This is a genomic window from Mesorhizobium sp. M1399, from assembly GCF_040317735.1.
GTDB lineage: Bacteria > Pseudomonadota > Alphaproteobacteria > Rhizobiales > Rhizobiaceae > Mesorhizobium.
In genome coordinates this window covers 400,446-418,641 of record NZ_JAMYKZ010000004.1, presented here as the reverse complement: position 1 = coordinate 418,641, position 18,196 = coordinate 400,446, and the positions used below count along the sequence as shown (strand labels likewise).

The 18,196-nt window shown below is 60.4% G+C and carries 16 protein-coding genes and 1 tRNA gene; 10 read left to right on the top strand and 7 right to left on the bottom strand.

Annotation, left to right across the window (positions count from 1 at the left end; genetic code table 11):
• The first annotated feature begins 31 nt into the window (after window positions 1-31).
• The gene (locus tag NKH05_RS09205; RefSeq protein ID WP_352856620.1) at window positions 32-1,672 is read left to right on the top strand and encodes an ABC transporter substrate-binding protein; all 1,641 of its coding nucleotides are present in this window, start codon (window positions 32-34) and stop codon (window positions 1,670-1,672) included.
• A 27-nt stretch (window positions 1,673-1,699) separates the two neighbouring features.
• Here the strand turns inward: NKH05_RS09205 and NKH05_RS09200 are convergent, their stop codons facing one another.
• Window positions 1,700-3,187, bottom strand: a complete 1,488-nt coding sequence (locus NKH05_RS09200) for a pyridoxal phosphate-dependent decarboxylase family protein (RefSeq protein ID WP_352481350.1) — start codon at window positions 3,185-3,187, stop codon at window positions 1,700-1,702.
• Between the two features lie 25 nt (window positions 3,188-3,212).
• Window positions 3,213-4,298, bottom strand: coding sequence for a PLP-dependent cysteine synthase family protein (locus NKH05_RS09195; RefSeq protein ID WP_352481351.1), 1,086 nt, complete (start codon window positions 4,296-4,298; stop codon window positions 3,213-3,215).
• 222 nt (window positions 4,299-4,520) lie between these two features.
• Between NKH05_RS09195 and NKH05_RS09190 the strand changes: the two genes are divergently transcribed.
• Window positions 4,521-6,554 carry a transcriptional regulator gene (locus NKH05_RS09190; RefSeq protein WP_353025286.1) on the top strand — a complete coding sequence of 678 codons (2,034 nt, stop codon included), beginning with the start codon at window positions 4,521-4,523 and terminating at the stop codon, window positions 6,552-6,554.
• Between the two features lie 126 nt (window positions 6,555-6,680).
• Here the strand turns inward: NKH05_RS09190 and NKH05_RS09185 are convergent, their stop codons facing one another.
• The 3 genes from NKH05_RS09185 to NKH05_RS09175 all read right to left on the bottom strand — a co-directional run bounded on the left by NKH05_RS09185 (window position 6,681) and on the right by NKH05_RS09175 (window position 8,694).
• The gene (locus NKH05_RS09185) at window positions 6,681-6,899 is read right to left on the bottom strand and encodes a hypothetical protein (RefSeq protein ID WP_031212349.1); all 219 of its coding nucleotides are present in this window, start codon (window positions 6,897-6,899) and stop codon (window positions 6,681-6,683) included.
• 134 nt (window positions 6,900-7,033) lie between these two features.
• On the bottom strand, window positions 7,034-7,711 hold the full coding sequence (locus tag NKH05_RS09180) for a L,D-transpeptidase (protein ID WP_502900415.1): 678 nt from the start codon (window positions 7,709-7,711) through the stop codon (window positions 7,034-7,036).
• Between the two features lie 11 nt (window positions 7,712-7,722).
• Window positions 7,723-8,694 carry an ABC transporter substrate-binding protein gene (locus NKH05_RS09175; protein WP_352856623.1) on the bottom strand — a complete coding sequence of 324 codons (972 nt, stop codon included), beginning with the start codon at window positions 8,692-8,694 and terminating at the stop codon, window positions 7,723-7,725.
• 907 nt (window positions 8,695-9,601) lie between these two features.
• On the opposite strand from NKH05_RS09175, the gene NKH05_RS09170 reads away from it, so the two are divergent.
• The 8 genes from NKH05_RS09170 to NKH05_RS09135 all read left to right on the top strand — a co-directional run bounded on the left by NKH05_RS09170 (window position 9,602) and on the right by NKH05_RS09135 (window position 17,293).
• Window positions 9,602-9,991 (top strand): hypothetical protein, encoded by a 390-nt coding sequence (locus NKH05_RS09170; RefSeq protein ID WP_031193957.1) that lies wholly within the window; start codon window positions 9,602-9,604, stop codon window positions 9,989-9,991.
• A gap of 34 nt (window positions 9,992-10,025) precedes the next feature.
• Window positions 10,026-10,460 (top strand): hypothetical protein, encoded by a 435-nt coding sequence (locus NKH05_RS09165; protein WP_352481353.1) that lies wholly within the window; start codon window positions 10,026-10,028, stop codon window positions 10,458-10,460.
• 410 nt (window positions 10,461-10,870) lie between these two features.
• Window positions 10,871-11,557 (top strand): hypothetical protein, encoded by a 687-nt coding sequence (locus tag NKH05_RS09160; RefSeq protein WP_353025283.1) that lies wholly within the window; start codon window positions 10,871-10,873, stop codon window positions 11,555-11,557.
• Window positions 11,558-11,596: 39 nt separating this feature from the next.
• A complete protein-coding gene (locus tag NKH05_RS09155) occupies window positions 11,597-13,921 on the top strand; it encodes a lysozyme inhibitor LprI family protein (RefSeq protein WP_353025282.1) in 2,325 nt (774 codons plus the stop codon).
• 43 nt (window positions 13,922-13,964) lie between these two features.
• The gene (locus NKH05_RS09150) at window positions 13,965-14,354 is read left to right on the top strand and encodes a lysozyme inhibitor LprI family protein (RefSeq protein ID WP_352481356.1); all 390 of its coding nucleotides are present in this window, start codon (window positions 13,965-13,967) and stop codon (window positions 14,352-14,354) included.
• Window positions 14,355-14,369: 15 nt separating this feature from the next.
• Window positions 14,370-16,247, top strand: coding sequence for a M60 family metallopeptidase (locus NKH05_RS09145; RefSeq protein ID WP_353025281.1), 1,878 nt, complete (start codon window positions 14,370-14,372; stop codon window positions 16,245-16,247).
• An 85-nt stretch (window positions 16,248-16,332) separates the two neighbouring features.
• A complete protein-coding gene (locus NKH05_RS09140) occupies window positions 16,333-16,833 on the top strand; it encodes a hypothetical protein (RefSeq protein ID WP_352495428.1) in 501 nt (166 codons plus the stop codon).
• Window positions 16,834-16,921: 88 nt separating this feature from the next.
• Complete coding sequence (locus NKH05_RS09135; protein ID WP_352495429.1) at window positions 16,922-17,293, top strand: DUF4087 domain-containing protein; 372 nt, start codon at window positions 16,922-16,924, stop codon at window positions 17,291-17,293.
• A 121-nt stretch (window positions 17,294-17,414) separates the two neighbouring features.
• Here NKH05_RS09135 and NKH05_RS09130 read toward each other — a convergent pair.
• Together NKH05_RS09130 and NKH05_RS09125 are read right to left on the bottom strand one after the other, a co-directional pair.
• Window positions 17,415-17,499, bottom strand: a tRNA-Leu gene (locus NKH05_RS09130).
• A 73-nt stretch (window positions 17,500-17,572) separates the two neighbouring features.
• Window positions 17,573-18,193, bottom strand: a complete 621-nt coding sequence (locus NKH05_RS09125) for a 2,3-bisphosphoglycerate-dependent phosphoglycerate mutase (RefSeq protein WP_023718820.1) — start codon at window positions 18,191-18,193, stop codon at window positions 17,573-17,575.
• Window positions 18,194-18,196: the final 3 nt, after the last annotated feature.

The following is an 18,196-nucleotide window of genomic DNA, read 5'->3' as shown; positions in this document are numbered from 1 at the left end:
CGATGCGCCGGCCCGACAGGGAGGATTTACGATGAAGTTCATGCTGACCGACCGGAAATTGCATCCGCAGGCGGAGCCCGTCGCCGATGGCTTCAAGAAAGGCCAGATGAACCGGCGCGAATATCTCGCCACCATGGCTGCGCTCGGCGTCAGCGCTGCCGGCGCGCTGGCGCTGGGCGGGCTTGCGCCGTCACCGGCCAGGGCCGAGGAACCGAAGCGCGGCGGCATCTTGCGTGTCGCCATGAACGTCAAGGGCTGGAAGGATCCGCGCACTTTCGACGGCGTCGAGATGTCCAACGTCGCCCGCCAGTGCAACGAATATCTGGTGCGCTGGAAGCGCGACTTCACCTTCGAGCCATGGCTGCTCGAGAGCTGGGAAACCAGCGACGACGCCCGCGTGCTGACGCTGCATGTCCGCAAGGGCATCACCTGGTCGAACGGCGACACCTTCAACGCCGACGACGTGATCCACAATCTGACGCGCTGGTGCGATGCGTCCGTCGCCGGCAATTCGGTCGCCGCGCGCATGGGCGCACTGGTCAACGCCGATACCAAGAAGGCCGTCGACGGCGGCATCGAGCGCGTCGGCGATTTCATCGTCCGGCTCAATCTGCCCAAGCCCGACATTTCGCTGATCGCCGGCATGGCCGACTATCCGGCGCTGATCATGCACCGCAGCTATGAAGGCGACGGCGATCCGCTGAAGGCATTGGCGATCACTACCGGGCCTTGCGAACTCGTCGCATGGGACGCCGAGGTCGGCGCCGAAGTCCGCCGTAAGGACAAGCCATGGTGGAAGGGCGACTTCTACCTCGACGGCATCAAATGGGTCGACTACGGCTCCGATCCCAACGCCATGCTGTCGGCCTTCGAATCGGGCGAGATCGACACCGACCATGAAACCGCCTCCGACACGGTTGCGCAGACCGACTCCATGGGCCTGAGCAATTCGGAAATCGCCACCGGCTCGACCATCGTCGCGCGTTTCAACATCGGCAATCCGCCCTATGACGACATCAAGGTGCGCCGCGCCGCCCAGCTCGCGGTCGACAACGCCGCCGTGCTGAAGATCGGCATGGACAATCGCGGTAAGCCTGCCGAGAACCATCACGTCGGGCCGATGCATCCCGAATATGCCGATATCGGCCCGGCCGTCCGCAACACCGATCAAGCCAAGGCCCTGCTCGCCGAGGCCGGCAAGGCCGACCACGAATATGAACTCATCTCGGTCGACGTCGACTGGCAGAAGAGCACCGGCGACGCCATCGCCGCGCAGATGCGCGAGGCCGGGCTGAAGATCAAGCGCACTGTGCTGCCGGCCGCGACGTTCTGGAACGATTGGAGCAAATATCCCTTCTCCTGCACGGAATGGCTCGGCCGGCCGCTCGGCGTCCAGGTGCTGGCGCTCGCTTATAAGTCTGGCGCCGCGTGGAACGAGAGCGCCTATGCCAATCCGGAGTTCGACACTCTGCTCGACAAGGCCCTAGCGATGCCTGATCCCGGCGCCCGCAAGGAGCTCATGGCCAAGATCGAACAGAATCTGCGCGATTCCGGCGTTATCATCCAGCCCTACTGGCGCTCGGTTTACCGCACCTACCGCAAGGGCGTCCATGGCTGCGAGCAGCACCAGTCGCTCGAGCAGCATTTCGAGAAGGTCTGGCTCGATGCCTAGTCTCGCCGCTCGAAAGAAAGGCCGGCGTTAGCCCGTCGCGCCCGTCGCTGAAATCTCCTGCCCGAGCCGCACCGTTTCCCGGATCAGCAGGTCAAGATCGTCGCGACGGGTGCGGTGGTTGTTGATCGCCACCCTGAGGCAATGCTGGCCATGCACTGTCGTGTCGGAAATGGCGGCGATGCCTTCTTCCTGCAGCCTCAGCATGATCTCGGTGTTGAGCGCCTTCTGCCTCTCTCCCGTCTGCCCGTCGCCGCGGTGGCGAAAACAAACGATGTTAATGTTCACCGGTGCCACCAGTTCGAGAGCCGGTTCCGCCTCGATCAGCGCGCTGAGATGATGTCCCTGCGCAATGTTCTGATCGATCAGCCGGCCGAACTTTTCGATGCCGTGCTCTCTCAGCGCCATCCACACCTTCAGCGCGCGGAAACCGCGTGACGTCTGCAAGCCGAAATCGTGCAGCCAGTGGCCGGAGGCGAGTCCGCGCGGGGTCGATTCCAGATATTCCGGCGTCACCGCGAACGTGCCGCGATGCGCGGAGGCATCCCTGATCAGCGCGCAGCCGACCTCGAATGGCGCGTGCAGCCATTTGTGCGGATCGAGCGCGATTGAGTGGGCGCGTTCAATGCCGGCAACGCGATGCGAATTGTCCGGCGCAATCGCAAGCAGGGCGCCGATGCACCCGTCGACATGGAACCACAGATCCTCTTGTGACGCCAGGTCTGCCAGCGCTTGCAGATCGTCGATCGCGCCGGTGTTCACCGTGCCGGCCGTGCCGATCACGCAGGCCGGCTTGAAGCCCGCGTTACGGTCCTCGACAATCGCCGCCCGCAACGCAGCGATGTCGATGCGCAGCCCCGCATCGCTCGGGATGCGACGCAGTGCCCGGTTGCCGAGGCCGAGCGCCTCCATCGCCTTGCGATGGCAGGAGTGAAGCTGGTCGGAGCCATAGAAACGCAGTGGCTTGTCGATGCCGGCAACCCCGTGCTCGCGTATGTCGATGCCCGCCTTGGCGTTGCGCGCCACGGTCAGCCCGATGATGTTGGCCATCGAGCCGCCGCTGACCAGCGTGCCGCTGGCCGATTGCGGAAAGCCCATCATTTCCTTGCACCAGTCGACGACCTGGTTGTCCATCAACGCGGCGGCATGGTTGCCGCCGCCGAGATTGGAGCCCTGGATCGCCGCCAGGAAATCGCCGAGCGCGCCGGTGAAATTGCTAGAGCCCATATACCAGGACCAGAAGCGCGGATGGATGTTGCCCATCGGATAGGGCATCAGCTTCCCTGTGACGTCGCCGTAGATTTCGGCCAGCGGAGCCGGCGAACGCGGCAGCGGCGCCGTGAAGAAAGTCCTCACATCAACCGGCATCTCCTGCCACACCGGACGCTCTCTGACATCGCGCAGGTAAGCGACGGCATCGTCGACGATCCGATGCGACAGGACCTGCACGTCGGCCCAGTTCGAGGGGTCAAGCGTTTCCTCGGTGGCCGTGATGGCCAATCCAGGCCTCGTGTCCATACAGGCCGCTCCCGATGTGCCGCCGTCACGCCGGAAACTGGCAGCCGGGCGTCGACTGCGAAAGCGCAGTCTCCTCGGCGTCCATCTCGGCTTCGATGCCGTCGAACAGCGGTGTCGTCATGTAGCGTTCGCCAGTATCGGGCAGCATGCACAGGATCACCGAGCCGGGCGCCGCCTTTTCCGCGATCTGCCGCGCCACAGCGAAGGTCGCTCCGCCGGAGATGCCGGTGAAAATCCCTTCCTTCTGCGCCAGCGCCTTGGCCCATTTCATGCCCTCGGGCCCGGCAATCGGCACCACCTCGTCATAGAGGCTGGCGTCGATCGCCTCTTGCAGCACGTCCGGAATGAAGTCGGGCGTCCAGCCCTGGATCGGATGCGGCTCGAAGGCCGGATGGCTGGCGGCAGGCGCGCCACCGGCGCCGCGCTGCTGCGGCTTGCCGCTGCCGATCAGCTGCGCGTTGGCCGGTTCGGCGAGCACGATCCGGGTCTCCGGACGCTCCTGCCGCAGCACGCGCCCGACGCCGACGACGGTGCCGCCCGTGCCATAGCCGGTGACGAAGCAGTCGAGCCGCGAGCCGGCGAAATCGTTGATGATCTCGCGCGCCGTCGTCGCCTCGTGAATGGCGGCGTTGGCCTTGGTTTCGAACTGGCGGGCCAAAAACCAGCCATTGGCTTCGGCCAGCTCCACCGCCTTCTTGTACATGCCAAAACCCTTCTGGGCGCGTGGCGTCAGCACCACCTTGGCGCCCAGCATGCGCATCAGCTTGCGGCGTTCGATGGAAAAACTGTCGGCCATCGTCACCACCAGCGGATAGCCCTTCTGGGCGCAGACCATGGCAAGGCCGATTCCGGTGTTGCCGCTGGTCGCCTCGACCACGGTCTGGCCCGGCGTCAAGGCGCCGCTGCGCTCGCCTTCCTCGATGATGTTGAGCGCCAGCCGGTCCTTCACCGAGGCGGCGGGATTGAAGAACTCGGCCTTCACATAGATCGTCGCATGATCCGGTCCGAGATTGTTGATGCGGATCACCGGCGTATCGCCGACCGTGTCGAGAATGCTGTCGAACAGGCGGCCGCGCCCGGCGGTGGTTCTGATTTTCTGTTGATGCAACATCTCGATCTCCTCGCTTCGTCGTTGTCTCTTGTCGTCACGGGCCGGTTACAGACCGGTGGCTTGGGCGGCGAGGTTTCGAGACCTTGCCGCACTACATTTGCCTCCCGGCAATGTGGCCATGGCGGCATCCGGCGCGGAAATTCGCCGCCGGATGCACCGTGTCGCGTTTGGTGATAAAACAAAGGCCGACTGGCCAGCGTGGGAGCAGGCGTGGAAACGCACGTGGAATCCACCCGATCGGGCCTCGACGGCGAGGTGACCGGCCTTTCCGTGCGCCTGCTCGGCCCGCTGACGATCGCACGCAACGGCATCATCATCCAGCTCCCAAAATCGCGCAAGCTGCGTGCGCTGCTCGCCTATTTGGCGCTGGCGCCGCATCCGGTCGGCCGCAGCCGGCTCTGCGAGCTTTTGTGGGACGTGCCGAACGACCCGCGCGGCGAACTCCGCTGGTGCCTCAGCAAGCTTCGAGGCGTTCTCGACGAATCCGATCGGAGCAGGATCGAGGCACAGGGCGACACGGTCGCGCTCGACCTGAACGGTGTATCCGTGGATGCCGTGGAGATTGCCTCCGCCGCGACGAAGGGAATAGAGACGCTCGAGCTCGAACGCCTGCTGGCGCTTTCCCGGCTGTTCGCCGGCGATTTCCTCGACGGGCTGGAGATCGACCGCAGCCCGCATTTCAACAGCTGGTTGACCGCTCAGCGCCGCCGCTTCAGCTCATGCCACGCGGCGGTGCTGCAACAGCTTGTCGAGCGTCTCCCCAGCGATTCCGATGACGTGTCCGCGCACCTCGAAAAATGGCTGGAGCTCGCTCCGTTCGACGGCCGTGTGCATCTGGCCTTGCTGACGAGGCTCGCCCAGCGCGGCCAGTTCGGCGCGGCCGAGGAGCATATTGCGGCCGCCGCACGGCACTTCCAGTCCGAAGATCTGGATTTCGGACCCGTTCGCGACGCATGGCGGACAATCCGCTGTCAGCACGGCGCGTCATCATGGGTGCAGCCGGCCGTTCCGCTCTCGGTACCTCCTATCATGCTTGCCGATCCCAACGCCGCAACGTCGCGCAAGGCTTCGCTTGCGGTGATGCCGTTTATTGAACAGGCCGGCATCGGCGGCGTTCCTGGTAGCCCTCGCGGAGGGATTGCCGACGGCCTGACCCACGACATCATCACCCGCCTGGCCAAGCTCAGGGATTTCTTCGTCATCGCGCGCGGCTCGGTGTTTGCCTTGGCGGAGAAAAACATCGCGCCCGAAGATGCCGGGCGGCGGCTCAACGTCGACTATGTCGCCACGGGCATGGTGCGCTGCCAGGCGGGCCGCGTCACCGTTGCTGTCGAGCTGGTCGAAGTGCGCACCGCCAGGATAGTCTGGGCCGAGACGTTCGAGCGCAAGCCGGACGACATCTTTGCCGTGCTCGATGATATCGGCAACAGCATCGTCTCGTCGATCTCGGCCGAGATCGAGACGGTCGAGCGCAACCGCGCCATGCTGAAGGCGCCCAATTCGCTGAACGCCTGGGAGGCCTATCACCGCGGCCTGTGGCACATGTACCGCTTCACCCGCGCGGAAAACGAGCAGGCCCGGCATTTCTTCGACCTGGCCTTGAAGCTCGATCCTACCTTCGCCCGCGCTTATGCCGGGCTCTCCTTCACTCATTGGCAAAATGCCTTCCAGCGCTGGGGCGACCGCGATCAGGAGAGCGCCATGGCCTTCGAGGCAGCCGGCCAGAGCCTTCTCGTCGATGATCACAATCCGGCCGCGCATTGGGCCATGGGGCGGGCGCTGTGGCTGCGCGGCGAGCAGGACGGCTCCCTCATCGAGCTGGAACGCGCCGTCGACCTCAGCCCTAATTTCGCGCTTGGCCACTATGCCCTGTCTTTCGTCCACTCGCAGTCCGGCGACCCGAAGGCCGCGATCGGCTCATCCGACCATTCCAGGCATCTGAGCCCCTTCGATCCGCTGCTGTTCGGCATGCTGGGCGCCAGGGCGATGTCGCATGTCCGGCTCGGCCAGTTTGACGAAGCCGCCGAATGGGCGCTGAAAGCAGCCGCGCGTCCCAACGCCCATGCCATCATCCTGGCAATCGCCGCGCATTGCCTTGCGCTGGCGGGACGGCTGGACGAGGGTCAAGGTTTCGCCGCCGCGTTGCGCAAGACGCTGCCGAACTACTGCGCCGATGATTTCATCGGCACCTTCCGCTTCGAGCCGGACGCCGAGGCGCTGTTCCGGCAAGGCGCCAAGCGGATCGGGCTGAGGTGAAGCAGGCGCGGTTAGCCCGGGTTCTCTAAACCGCTCATCGCGGCTGGCCGCCCCCAAACATCGTCATGTCCGCAGCCCAAGGCGCCAATGGTCAGATCGGTCGCAAAATTCGTCGACCGGAGCGGGTCAGACGGGCTCAACGGATTTGACATTGCCGTCGGTATCCACGAGGCAGCTTGTCTTCTTGCCGCTGGCATCGAGTTCGACCTGGTAGGTCTTGGAATCGAGCTTGCTTGATGAAACCGGAAGTATCTTGGTGCTGTCGACGCCGCTGGCCTTGGCGACCGCATTGGCGCAAAGCAGCTGAAGGTCCGCCGGCGCCGTTTCGACCTTGGTCCTGGACATCTGGTCCTGCGGCGGCGGCGATGGCGCGCTGACGCAAGCGCCAAGGGCTCCAGCCAGGAATCCAATTGCTGTCGCCCGAATCGAAGTTCTCACTGCATTTTTTGCCGACATTGCTTGTCCCTCTCCGAATGCCCTCACACGCCTTTGTAAAGTGCCGCCCCCTGCATGAGGACGATGACCTTGGCCCCGACCTTGACGCGGGATGCGAGATCGACGATGTCGTCGTTCCTCATCCGGATACATCCCGACGACACGTCGAGCCCGATCGTCCAGGGCTCCGGGGTGCCGTGTATCCGGTAGATCGTGTCCTGGTCGCGCTCATAGAGGTAGAGCGCCCTTGCGCCGAGCGGGTTGTCCGGCCCCCCCTTCATGCCTCCGGCATATTTCACCGCCTTTGGATCGCGAGCGACCATTTCGGCCGGAGGTGTCCAGGTCGGCCACTCCGCCATACGGCCGACGCGCACGATGCCGGCCCAGCCAAACCCCTCCCGGCCCACGCCGATACCATAGCGCATGGCCTGCTGACCCGGCTGCACAAGGTAGAGAAAGTGCTGGTTGCCATCGATGATGATCGTGCCCGGCACTTCCGCGGTGCGGAACTTGACCATCTGCGGACGAAATGCCTCGGGCACTTCATTATGCGCGGCATAGTATTTGCGCGCCTTGGTGCGATCGTAGTCCACCCATTTGTGGGTTTTCGGGTCAAAAACCTGTGTTCCCGCAGCCACCGCCGCCACCGCGACAAGACCGAACGCTACCGCGACAATTGTTGCAAGGGAGCTCCGCTGGAGAGTGGCGCGCCCCACGGTCATCAGATTTCGGGTCATGGATTTGCCCACCCGTGCACCCGGGCGCCTTGTGCGGCAACCCATTGTTTGGCGTATTCGTAAGGATCCTGACGCTCCACCTGGAGCGCATAACTCATCTTGGTGATTTCCTCGGGCTTCAGCTCGACCCGTTCCAGGAACGCCACCACGTTCGGATATTTTGTGCGCAGCGAGGTGGCGTAGGCGATATGGAAATGGGCGGTATCCCATGACACCGGCGCACTGGACTTCGAGACCCAGAGCGGGTCCTCTGACGGCAGTACGATCTTCCACCTTGCCGGATCGAAGGGCGGCTCGGTAAGCCGGACAATGTCGTGCAGCTCAAAGACGTAGTGCGGCGCGTAGCAGGCAAACACCATTGGATGATCCGTGGCGACCGCGGCATCGACAGCCGCCATTCCGGCATCCTCGGGCGTCTCCAGCAAGGTCATTGTCTTGGCATAACCATAGCTGTTGGCGCGGACGCGCTCGATAGCGGTTGAGGACCAACCCTCAGCGCCTATCCAGAGTTCGCCACGCCCGTCACCGTCGGTATCCAGCGCGGCGGTTTTCTTCGGGTCGCTGAGATCCGAAACGTCGTGAATTCCAAATTTGTCGGCTGCTTCACGCGTCGCGCATATGCCTTGCCAGGCCGGCACGCCAATGGGGCTGATGGCCACCGTGCCGGCACCGTCCACATACTTCTTCACCAGATTGTCGAGGTTGGGCAGCCAGATTTCGGGATGAATATCCACCTCACCCGAATTGAGGCCGGCAAAGGCGATAAGCGTCCCCATCTCGCGCACGTCGGCATCAAGCCCGAAATTTTCCTTCAGGCTGACCTTGAGGATGTTTGCCGTGGCCTGGCCCGACGGCCAGTTCGGCATCGCAATGACGAGATCAGCCGCGTGGACCGGGATGTTTAGCGCCAGCATCGTCAACGCTGCCAGCGACATTTGCCGCAGGCACTGCCGAAATCGGTTGTGCATCTCTTCCCCCCTCGCTTCGGTGCTGAAATGAACCGGGACGGGAACAAACTGTCGCGGCAAGCACCGGGTTGTGACACCAGCCCCATCTTCCGACGGGCAACTGCTGAAGGTGTGGCAGTGCGTTAGCCAAAGAGAGCGCCTTCACGTGCCTCCCCTGCACGCTACCCGATGACAATCCGACTGGGAAGATGCTCACAACGCGGCCGCGGCGCCCCCACTGCGCCTCTATGCGGCACGCCGCAGCGTTGAAAAAGTCGAATGATTGAGCGGCGTTTCTTTCGGCCTGCGCAACGGCTTGGCTGGATTCGAAAAAAATACCACAATAGATTCGGATTATAGCGATCATATAAGAAGCGATGCCGTCGCGCTATTTTACAAGGCTGTGCGAAAATTCGCAATAACATATGAAACTACTTGCAATAACACCAGATAAAGAGGAATGAAGCTAAGAGCGTATTCCGCACACTTGCTTCCGATCATATTTCAGAATCTGCTAAGATAGCCGGCGCTGGTTCCGAATTATTAAGCATTTACAAAATTCATCCCCGCAATATTGGGTTTTTCCTTGCCGCAGGCCGAATCGGATGCAACTTTTTAGAAGCACAGCCGCGTCAGCGGATTGTTGAAGCATGCTTGGGCGGACGGGGCACTAAGCATGGAGAGGAATATTGACATTCGCTAATGCGGCGGCCCCCGCTGGGAGCGTTCCCTCCCACGTAAGAGATTACGGCAACCGTCGACTAAGTCGTCGAATGCATCGCCCACAGCCTGGCTCTCGTTCGATGGCTGGCGAAGCTTTGCCCTCCTCCGATTGGCGCCAGCCTTCGCGGCAAAAGCGGCGATCGCCGCCTGCAATGGCCTTCCGATATGGACGATGTCCGCCGCCAGCCAGTCGGAGGAATGAATCATGAAACTCGTAATCTGTGCGGCCTTGGCCACTGCTTTGATGGCAATCTTCGGTTGTACCACCGACGACTACGATGGTTGTCGCGGAAAGGGCTGCCTGGTTGATCGGTCCCATAAAGGGAGCCGGAAGATAGACGACCGGCCGCAGTTCGACAGGAACGGCAATCCCAACTTCGATACCAGGGGCCGTTACATCGGCTGCCATGGGCTCGGATGTAAAGTCGACGATCCTGATGACGGGGATCAAAGCATCGACGACAGGCCGCAGTACGACAAGGAAGGCAATCCGAACTTCGATACGCAAGGCAACTACCAAGGCTGCCGCGGCATCGGCTGCGAGGTCGATACACCGGACGATGACAACTCATCGGACGACGACGATTCCGATTAGTGGACCCTCCAATACGAACGAAGAGGATGCCCTCATGTTTGAATCCAACGGTCTTATCCCGCGATGTGCCAAAATCGTGATGATCGGCCTCATGGGGTTGGGAATGACGCTGACCTTCGCTTTCGCCGCGAATGGTGCCTGCGACGGCGTAAAGGTCGATGTGACGAAGGCGCGCAAGCAGGAATATGCCCCCCTCGTTGCCTCGGCGTTGGACAACAAGGTCAAGCCAGCTCGGGTGAAGTTCATCACGATCATGGAGAACGGCAACTGGAGCGCCGCCTACGTCTCCACGCCGGTGAGCGACGACGGCGTGATGTTCTTCCAGACGGTCGACGGAAAAAAGCAATTTCGCGACGTGTGGGGCGGCTATGCCGACCCGTCGGAAAAACCTGAACTGGTATCCTGGGCGAAGAAGCTCGGAGCGCCGCAAGATCTGGCAAGGTGTTTTGCCGAGGAAGTTACGGAATGACGGTGATGATCGCTGGAATTGCCGCTGACCGTGGTGCAGGGGGAGAATGATTGGTGAGCGCTCCGGGGCGCCGGGCCTCTGAGGTCGATTCCAATCATCAGCTGCAGGATGTGCAAAATGCAAACTGTTCGAAAGTCCAGACTGATAATGCAGTTCGCCCGTGCATTGGCAACTTCAGTGAAAATGACGGCTGTTGTGAGTGTAGCCGTCCCGCACACGATCAATGTTGCGCATGCCAGCAAATATGATCTGCCGAAACCCTATGTTTCCCGGGCTCTTAACGCGGTTTTGATACCCATCAACCACGCCTCTCGGCACCGCTACCAGATCCCGCCCAAGCTTCGCGGGGTGTATGTCTTGGCCGTTGCACCCATGGCGTTGCCGCGCGGCAAGGCATCCGGCCGGGTGACGTGCTTGCCACAGTGCGGCATCAACCGATTTCGACGCCGACCGATGTCGACCGACTCGTATGGGCCGCTCTTGCCGTGAGCGCTACCAGTTTTCTGTTTGGCGTGAACCGCGGAACAGAAGTCGCAGATGTCGTCGAGGTCAATACCAACATCACCGTCAACAACTTCAATACCAACATCTCGGTCAACAATATCTCGCAATGGACGAGCGTCGATAACCATGAGGAGTGGACGCAGATCGTCGATCAGTACGACGACGAGATGGAGACAAGCCTCGAAGACACAAGCTATCGCGAAGACGACTCGCTGCCCGGCGACACCAGTCCAGACGTAACTCCTCCCGATGCTGATGACGATTCCGACGATAACAACGCGGACACCGATGGCGATAGCTCGGACGACAGCACCGACGGCGACAGTTCCAATGATCAGGACGATTCGAGCGATCAGAATGACGATGATGGTGATGACGACAACAACACCGACAACGATAGCTCGGATGACAATACCGACGACAATAATTCCGGTGATCAGGACGATTCGACCGATCAGAACGAAGATGAAGACTCAACGGCCGGTGATGATGACCAGGACAGCACCGACACCGACGACGATAGCACGAATGACGATGCGTCGGATGACAGTACCGGCGACGCTGACGGATCGGACGATGACGATGCCAACTAGCAGCCGACCGTGCCGGCTGTTCTAAACAGAGGGCAATCGATGAAAACCGCGATACTGACAGTTGCCGTGGTTCTGGCCATGCCAGCTTTCGCCTTTACTCAGGACATGAACAAGTGCGCCGATGCCGAGGATCTGGCCGCCCCGAACGAGTGCGCCGATGCCGCGTTCAAGCAATCCGACAAGAAGCTCAACGAGCTTTACAAGCAGATCGAAGCCCGCCTGAACGACGATGCGGATACCAAGACGCTTCTTGTTCAAGCACAGCGGGGTTGGGTCAAATTTCGCGACGCGGAGTGCAGTTTCCAGACCGCAGGATCGGTCGAAGGAAGCATGACGCCAATGCTCATCGCGCAGTGCATGGACAGCCTGACGCAATCCCGGGTCAAGGACTTCGAGGGTTACCTGAAGTGCCAGGAAGGCGATCCGAGTTGCCGCGTTCCGGCAGCGAACACATCACCTGCCGTATCCCCTGTGGCCGATGAGAACGGCCGGACCGGCCTTGCCCAGGCTACCGGCCCGATATCCATTCCATTGCAACATGTCAGGGAATACGGACTCGACAGTGATGAAGTCATCTATCACAAACTCGGGATCGTGGTGGGCATCAATGGTGCCACGCCTCGTTTGTACGAATTCGACACCGGGTCGGATGAGTTCAACGCGGAGATCGATTCGAGTGTCCCCGGCATACAGCCGGTGCCCGGCAGCAAGCCTGAAATGTACCCGTATGGAGACGGCACCTATGGAGATTGGGTACAACAGGTCCGTTTCGACAGCCTGTCCTATTACGATCCGGATGATCGCTCAAAGCCTGTCGTAACCCTCGATGGCGACTTCGCCGCTGGTCGGGTGGTGGATTACGTCTACACAAAGGGTTTCGGCGACCTCGAGGATGTGAAATTGACGCAAAAGCCCGTGGGCCACCACGGCGATACGCCGGTCTATGCGGATCTTAATGCGCGCAAGAGCATGCAGAACGGCGAACCCGGTGATTCGACGACGTTTTACGGCGTCTTTGGAGCCGCCGATTTTATCTTTGCGGGAGATCAGACCACTGCCCCCGGCAGTCAAACCCAAAGCGGCTATGTGGTCTCTGCCAATGCAAATCTTGGAAAAAAGAAGACCACACCGGGTTGCGTTCCCTGCCTGGCGCTGAATTTGTCCCCCAGTTTGAGATCCCAGTTTACGGCCCTGATGCCTTGGGGCGAACTGGGTTCTCAGCTTTACGAACATTACCAGAAGAGATTCCCGCAAACAGGCGCGAACGCATCCAATGTGAACGAAGGCTCTTACCGTTATACAATTTCTTTTGACTATATGGGAAAGAAACGTTCGGTTGATTTCAATGGGCCCGTGTTGTTGGATACAGGAACGGCGACTTTTGTCTCCATAACCTCAGAGGGTGTTTTAAATAAGCTTCGATCGAGAGGATTTCAAATCAAGGAATATAGTTCTGATATAATGGACTTAAAGTTCTTTGGATTTGACGATAGCTTTAACAACAAGGAATACAGCGATGTCGTTATCGATCGCCAAAGTGATGAGGTTAACGGCAATGGAATTACTATCGGCTTACCCTTCTTTCAGTCCAATTCCGTAATGTATGATCTGGAAAACAAGACGACCGCATATTCACCCTATTTTGTCAGCGCTGGCAACTTTACGACAGACGCGGGTGCCAAGGATCAAGTTCAGCTGAATCGCGCGACCAGCGATGCTGGAAGCAAGGGATGGCTCGGACTGGCCGGCATCGTCTCCGGCGCCGGCGACTTCACGATCGAGAAGGACGCGGACGTGCGCATGACCGGGGGCAATACCTACACCGGCACAACCCATATCGCGGCCGATGGGTATCTTACCCTGGCCGGGCCGGGCAGCATCGAGCATTCCTCGCGCGTCACGGTCGACGGTGTGCTCAACCTCAATCAAAAAGGAAACCACCTGAAGTCCTGGGGAGTGGCGCACTCCCTCAACGATACGGCCATTCGCAACCTGAACGGCAAAGGCGAGGTCTATCTGGGTGCGGGCAGACTGATCCTGACAGAAGCCAACGGGCAATTTGATGGAACCATAGCGGACTTTGATGACGCCGGCATGAGCGGCGGCCTCGTTGTCGCCGGCGGCAAGCTGACGCTGAGCGGCAAGAACAACTATTCCGGCGTGACGGAAGTCGCGTCAGGGGCGCAGTTGCGCGTGACCGGCTCTTTGGCCGGTGACATTTCAGTCTCGGGATTGCTTGTCGTTGACGGGGAGGTCTCCGGCAAAGTCACGGTCAAGGAAGGCGGCAGGCTGACCGGCTTAGGAAAGCTCGGCAGCGTCACGCTCGCCGATGGTGGCAAAGCCGATCCAATGAAAACCAGATAATAGGAAAGGACAATCGATGAAAACCGCAATACTGACTGCCGCCGTGGTTCTGGCCGTGCCGAATTTCGTACTCGCCCAGGACAAGTGCTACGATGCCGCCAAGGATCAGGCCTCGCTGAATGCGTGCGCCGATGCGGCGTTCAAGAAATCCGACAAGAAGCTCAACGAGCTTTACCAACAGATCGAAGCCCGCCTGAAGGGCGACGCGGATACCAAGAAGCTTCTCGTTCAGGCGCAGCGGGATTGGGACAAATTTCGCGACGCGGAGTGCCGTTTCCAGACCGCGGGAGCGGCCGGAGGAAGCGCAATGCCAATGCTCGCCGCGCAGTGCATGGATAGCCTGGCGCAATCCCGTGTCAAAGCCTTCGAGGGTTACCTGAAATGCGGCAAGCAGGGCGATCCGATGAGTTGTCCCGTTCCGGCCGCGAATTGACACGTCGGTGCCGGGATGAAGACCTTCATCGTATCTGCAGTGCACTTGATAGCTGGGCTGTTGCTGGCGGCAATTGTTCCGGTCGCAAGTGCCGCTGAGATCCCCGAAGGGGATTATTACATCGTCGCGAAGCATTCCTACAAAGCGCTCACCGTCTTTGAAGACAGGCATGGCGAGATCGTGCTTGGTCAGTCCGCTCGCAAACCCAAGGATGGTCCCGCGCAGCTATGGACCATCACCAGGGCGACCGGGGAAACGAACGGCGCAACCTATCAGATCCGGTCTCGACGATACGGAACGTATCTTGCTGGGGGCGACGAAGACGAAAACGGGAATACGAGTGTCGTCCTCAAGGACGAGCAGTCCGCTGAGGGGCAGGCATGGCGCTTCAAGCCGCATCTGAACAGCTATGGCATCGAGCTGGATGACAGCGGCACGACGCTCAACGTCAGGGCCAATGAACGTGCGGACGACGCTCAGATCATCGTCTATGACGCCAGCTTGGACGATAACGCCCAGTGGTTGCTTTATCCGGCCGGCAATGGCGACCGACCGGCAGCGGCGTCGGCAGCGGTGTCGGAATTCGACAATCTGAACAAGCGCTATCGCCTCGCTCCGATGCCTGCAGCCACACCCGAGGCCAATAGGCTGAGACGCACGAAGCTGATGGACGATCAGCCAAGCGGTGTGTTCGTGAGAAAGGGAGAGGCAGTATCGGTTACGGCCGAAGGCCTGCAGCCTTCCCCCGACGGCTTGATGATCATGATCGGCCCGATGAACAGCTTCTATGACGAAAGACCCCAGGATGACCCGCAATTGGTCATTGCCAAGGAAGGGCGCACCGACTTCACGGCGAAGCGCGACGGGCTGATCCATTTCCGCTACGCCTACAGCGGCTTCAGTGCGGCTCTGCCTCCGATCGACGTGGGCATCGTGCGCGGCGGCAGTTCGATCCCCCTCTACGTCAAGGGAAAAACAAGCTTCGAAGACTGGCGTAAAATGCTCACCGACCTGCCCGGTGCGCCATTCGTCGAGATGATAAGCGAGCGTGTTGCCATTACCGCGACCCGCAAAGTCTATATGAGGGCGCCTCAGGGCGACCCTGCGGAAATTCTCGACACCCTCGAGCAAATTCTAGGCTGGTACGATGCACTATCCGGTCTCGACGGTTCCTCCAAACTTCATCGGGCATCCCGTTTGCGCATGCACTATCAGCAGGACACGGTGACACCGGCGAAGGTCTTCGACGACGGCATATACATGTACGCAGGCAACTATTTTCTGGGTGCCCCCGGCAGCAACATGGGTGATTTGCTGGACGTGAATAAGCTGCGGCAAGCGTGGTCGATCTGGCATGAAACCGGCCATATGTACCAGCAGGAGGATTGGACCTGGGGCGAGATCGTAGAAACTACGGTCAATATCTATTCCCTCAATGCCCAGGCACATTTTGGCCATCCGTCCCGCTTGAAAGAGCGCGATGAGTCTACCGGCAAGACGCCGCTGGATCTGGCGGCGCGATATCTGGCGCGGAAGACGCGCGATTTCGACAATGAAAAACAAATGCGTGCCAGCGCGGATGACGACGATGAGCTTTGGGTGCGGCTGGTCATGTTCGATCAATTGCGCCGGGGTCTCGGCGAGGACTTCTATCCGAAGCTTCACCGATATTACCGCGAGCATCCACTGGACGATGCCAATAAGCAGGATGCGGTCAAGGTACAAACCTTCATCCTGCGTGCCAGTACGGTCGCAAATCAGGACCTGACCCGGTTCTTTTCCGATTGGGGGCTGCACATAGAGCAGGAAACCGCCGACAGATTGAAGCGTTTGAATCCGCCTCCAGCAGATCCTCAACTGTCGCGCGTTGGTCTGAATGTTGTTTCACGGTGAAGCCGGCGGCGAGCGTGATGCGGGAGCCAGACACGAAAGGATGCGGGGGTATCGGCATTGCGTGAGGGGCTAAAGGAGGTGGATTGTGAAACGCTATAGATCACTGCCCGCAGTAACGATTGCAGCATCTGCGCTGTTAGCATGTGCTGTGCCGGCGACAGCCCAGGGCGACCTCGGCTTCGACGTCAACGTCACGCTGTCCAAAAAAGCAGCCGCCAAGCTCGCGACTGAAAAGGAAGGGATCGTTGTCCTCGCCTCCTATTACGGTGACCCGAAGCGGAGTGCCGAGAAGCACGCCAACGAAGTCGGCCAGATCGATCTCACGCCGCAGGACGAAGAGGTCGAGATAGCGGGCACAGCGGGCCACGCCCACATCGGCGGCACAAAGGTCGACACGAAGCGTCTCGACTGGCTTGCCGGCCCTCCCGAGGTCAACGTCAACGTTGCATCCGCACGCAAGAGCAGTCCGGACAATCTGCTCAGCTGCGATTTCATCGACGGTCCACTAAGCGATGTCCAAAGGAAGCCTGTGACGCTTCATTGCGGATTGATCGAAGAAAATGTGGACACGAAGTTGAGGCCATAAGGCCTACAAAATCATGCCGCCTCGTTACCTGCGTCAACGCAGATTATCGGCGGCATGACCTGCTTTACTTAAGGAGGTAAAGGTTCTCATGCGCCCATTATTCGCTACCTGTTTCTGCCTGGCCATCATGTCCTTGCCTGCCGCCGCCTACGCCGAGCGCCGTTGTGGCTGGTACTCCAGCCCGACACCCGGCAACCTCGTCCTGACCGACAGTGACGGGGATTGGTGGATCCAGATGCAGGGGCGACCGGATCCCAAAGGCATCGACAATGTGCCGGCCTTTGACGAGCGGCAATTCGTCGAGACCAATGTGCCTGGTTCCGGCCACGGCTACGGATGCGCGTGCATGACCGTCGTAACCAACGCCAAGCAGCAAAAGATCACCAGAATAATCTCGGGCGAAATCCTTCCGCTCGTGCGCTGTCGCAACGACAGATCGCTGCCTAACCCGGACGGATAATTATTGGATACTTATGGGGTACCATGGGCGACAGCGGACATCGGCTCAAGAAAAAGGCCCGGCAAAACCGGGGCTTTTTCTTGGGGTTTCTGAACCTTATCAAAAGTTCGAAACGGGAATTTGGTGCCCAGAAGAGGACTCGAACCTCCACTCCTTGCGGAACACGGACCTGAACCGTGCGCGTCTACCAATTCCGCCATCTGGGCTGGTGCGCGCTCATTAAGCGGGCAAAGGATGAGTGTCAACGCGCTTTTTTGAAAGCCGCGTTCCTTCTCCGGCTCAATGCTCCAGCACTTCCTTCGACGCTACCGTGGAATCGGCGTTGAGCGTATAGATGATCGGCACACCGGTGCCGAGCTCGAGCTTGACGATCTCCTCGCCCGACTTGCCGTCCAGCGCCATGATCAGCGCGCGCAGCGAATTGCCGTGCGCCGCCACCAGCACGGTGCCGCCGCGCAGCACATGCGGCTGCAGATCGTGCAGGTAATAGGGCCAGACGCGCGCGCCGGTATCCTTCAGGCTTTCCCCGCCGGGCGGCGGCACGTCATAGGAGCGGCGCCAGACATGCACCTGCTCCTCGCCCCATTTCTTGCGCGCATCATCCTTGTTGAGGCCGGAGAGATCGCCATAGTCGCGCTCGTTCAGCGCCTGGTCGCGGATGGTCTCGAGCCCGCTCTGGCCGACAGCGTCTAGAATGTGCTGACAGGTCTTCTGCGCCCGGATCAGCGACGACGTGAAGGCGATGTCGAATTTCATGCCGCGCGCCCTGAGCTTGGCGCCGGCCGCCTTGGCTTCGGTATGGCCTAGTTCGGTCAGGTCGACGTCGCGCCAGCCGGTAAAAAGGTTCTTCAGGTTCCACTCGCTCTGGCCGTGGCGCACGAGCACGAGAGTTCTCGACATATT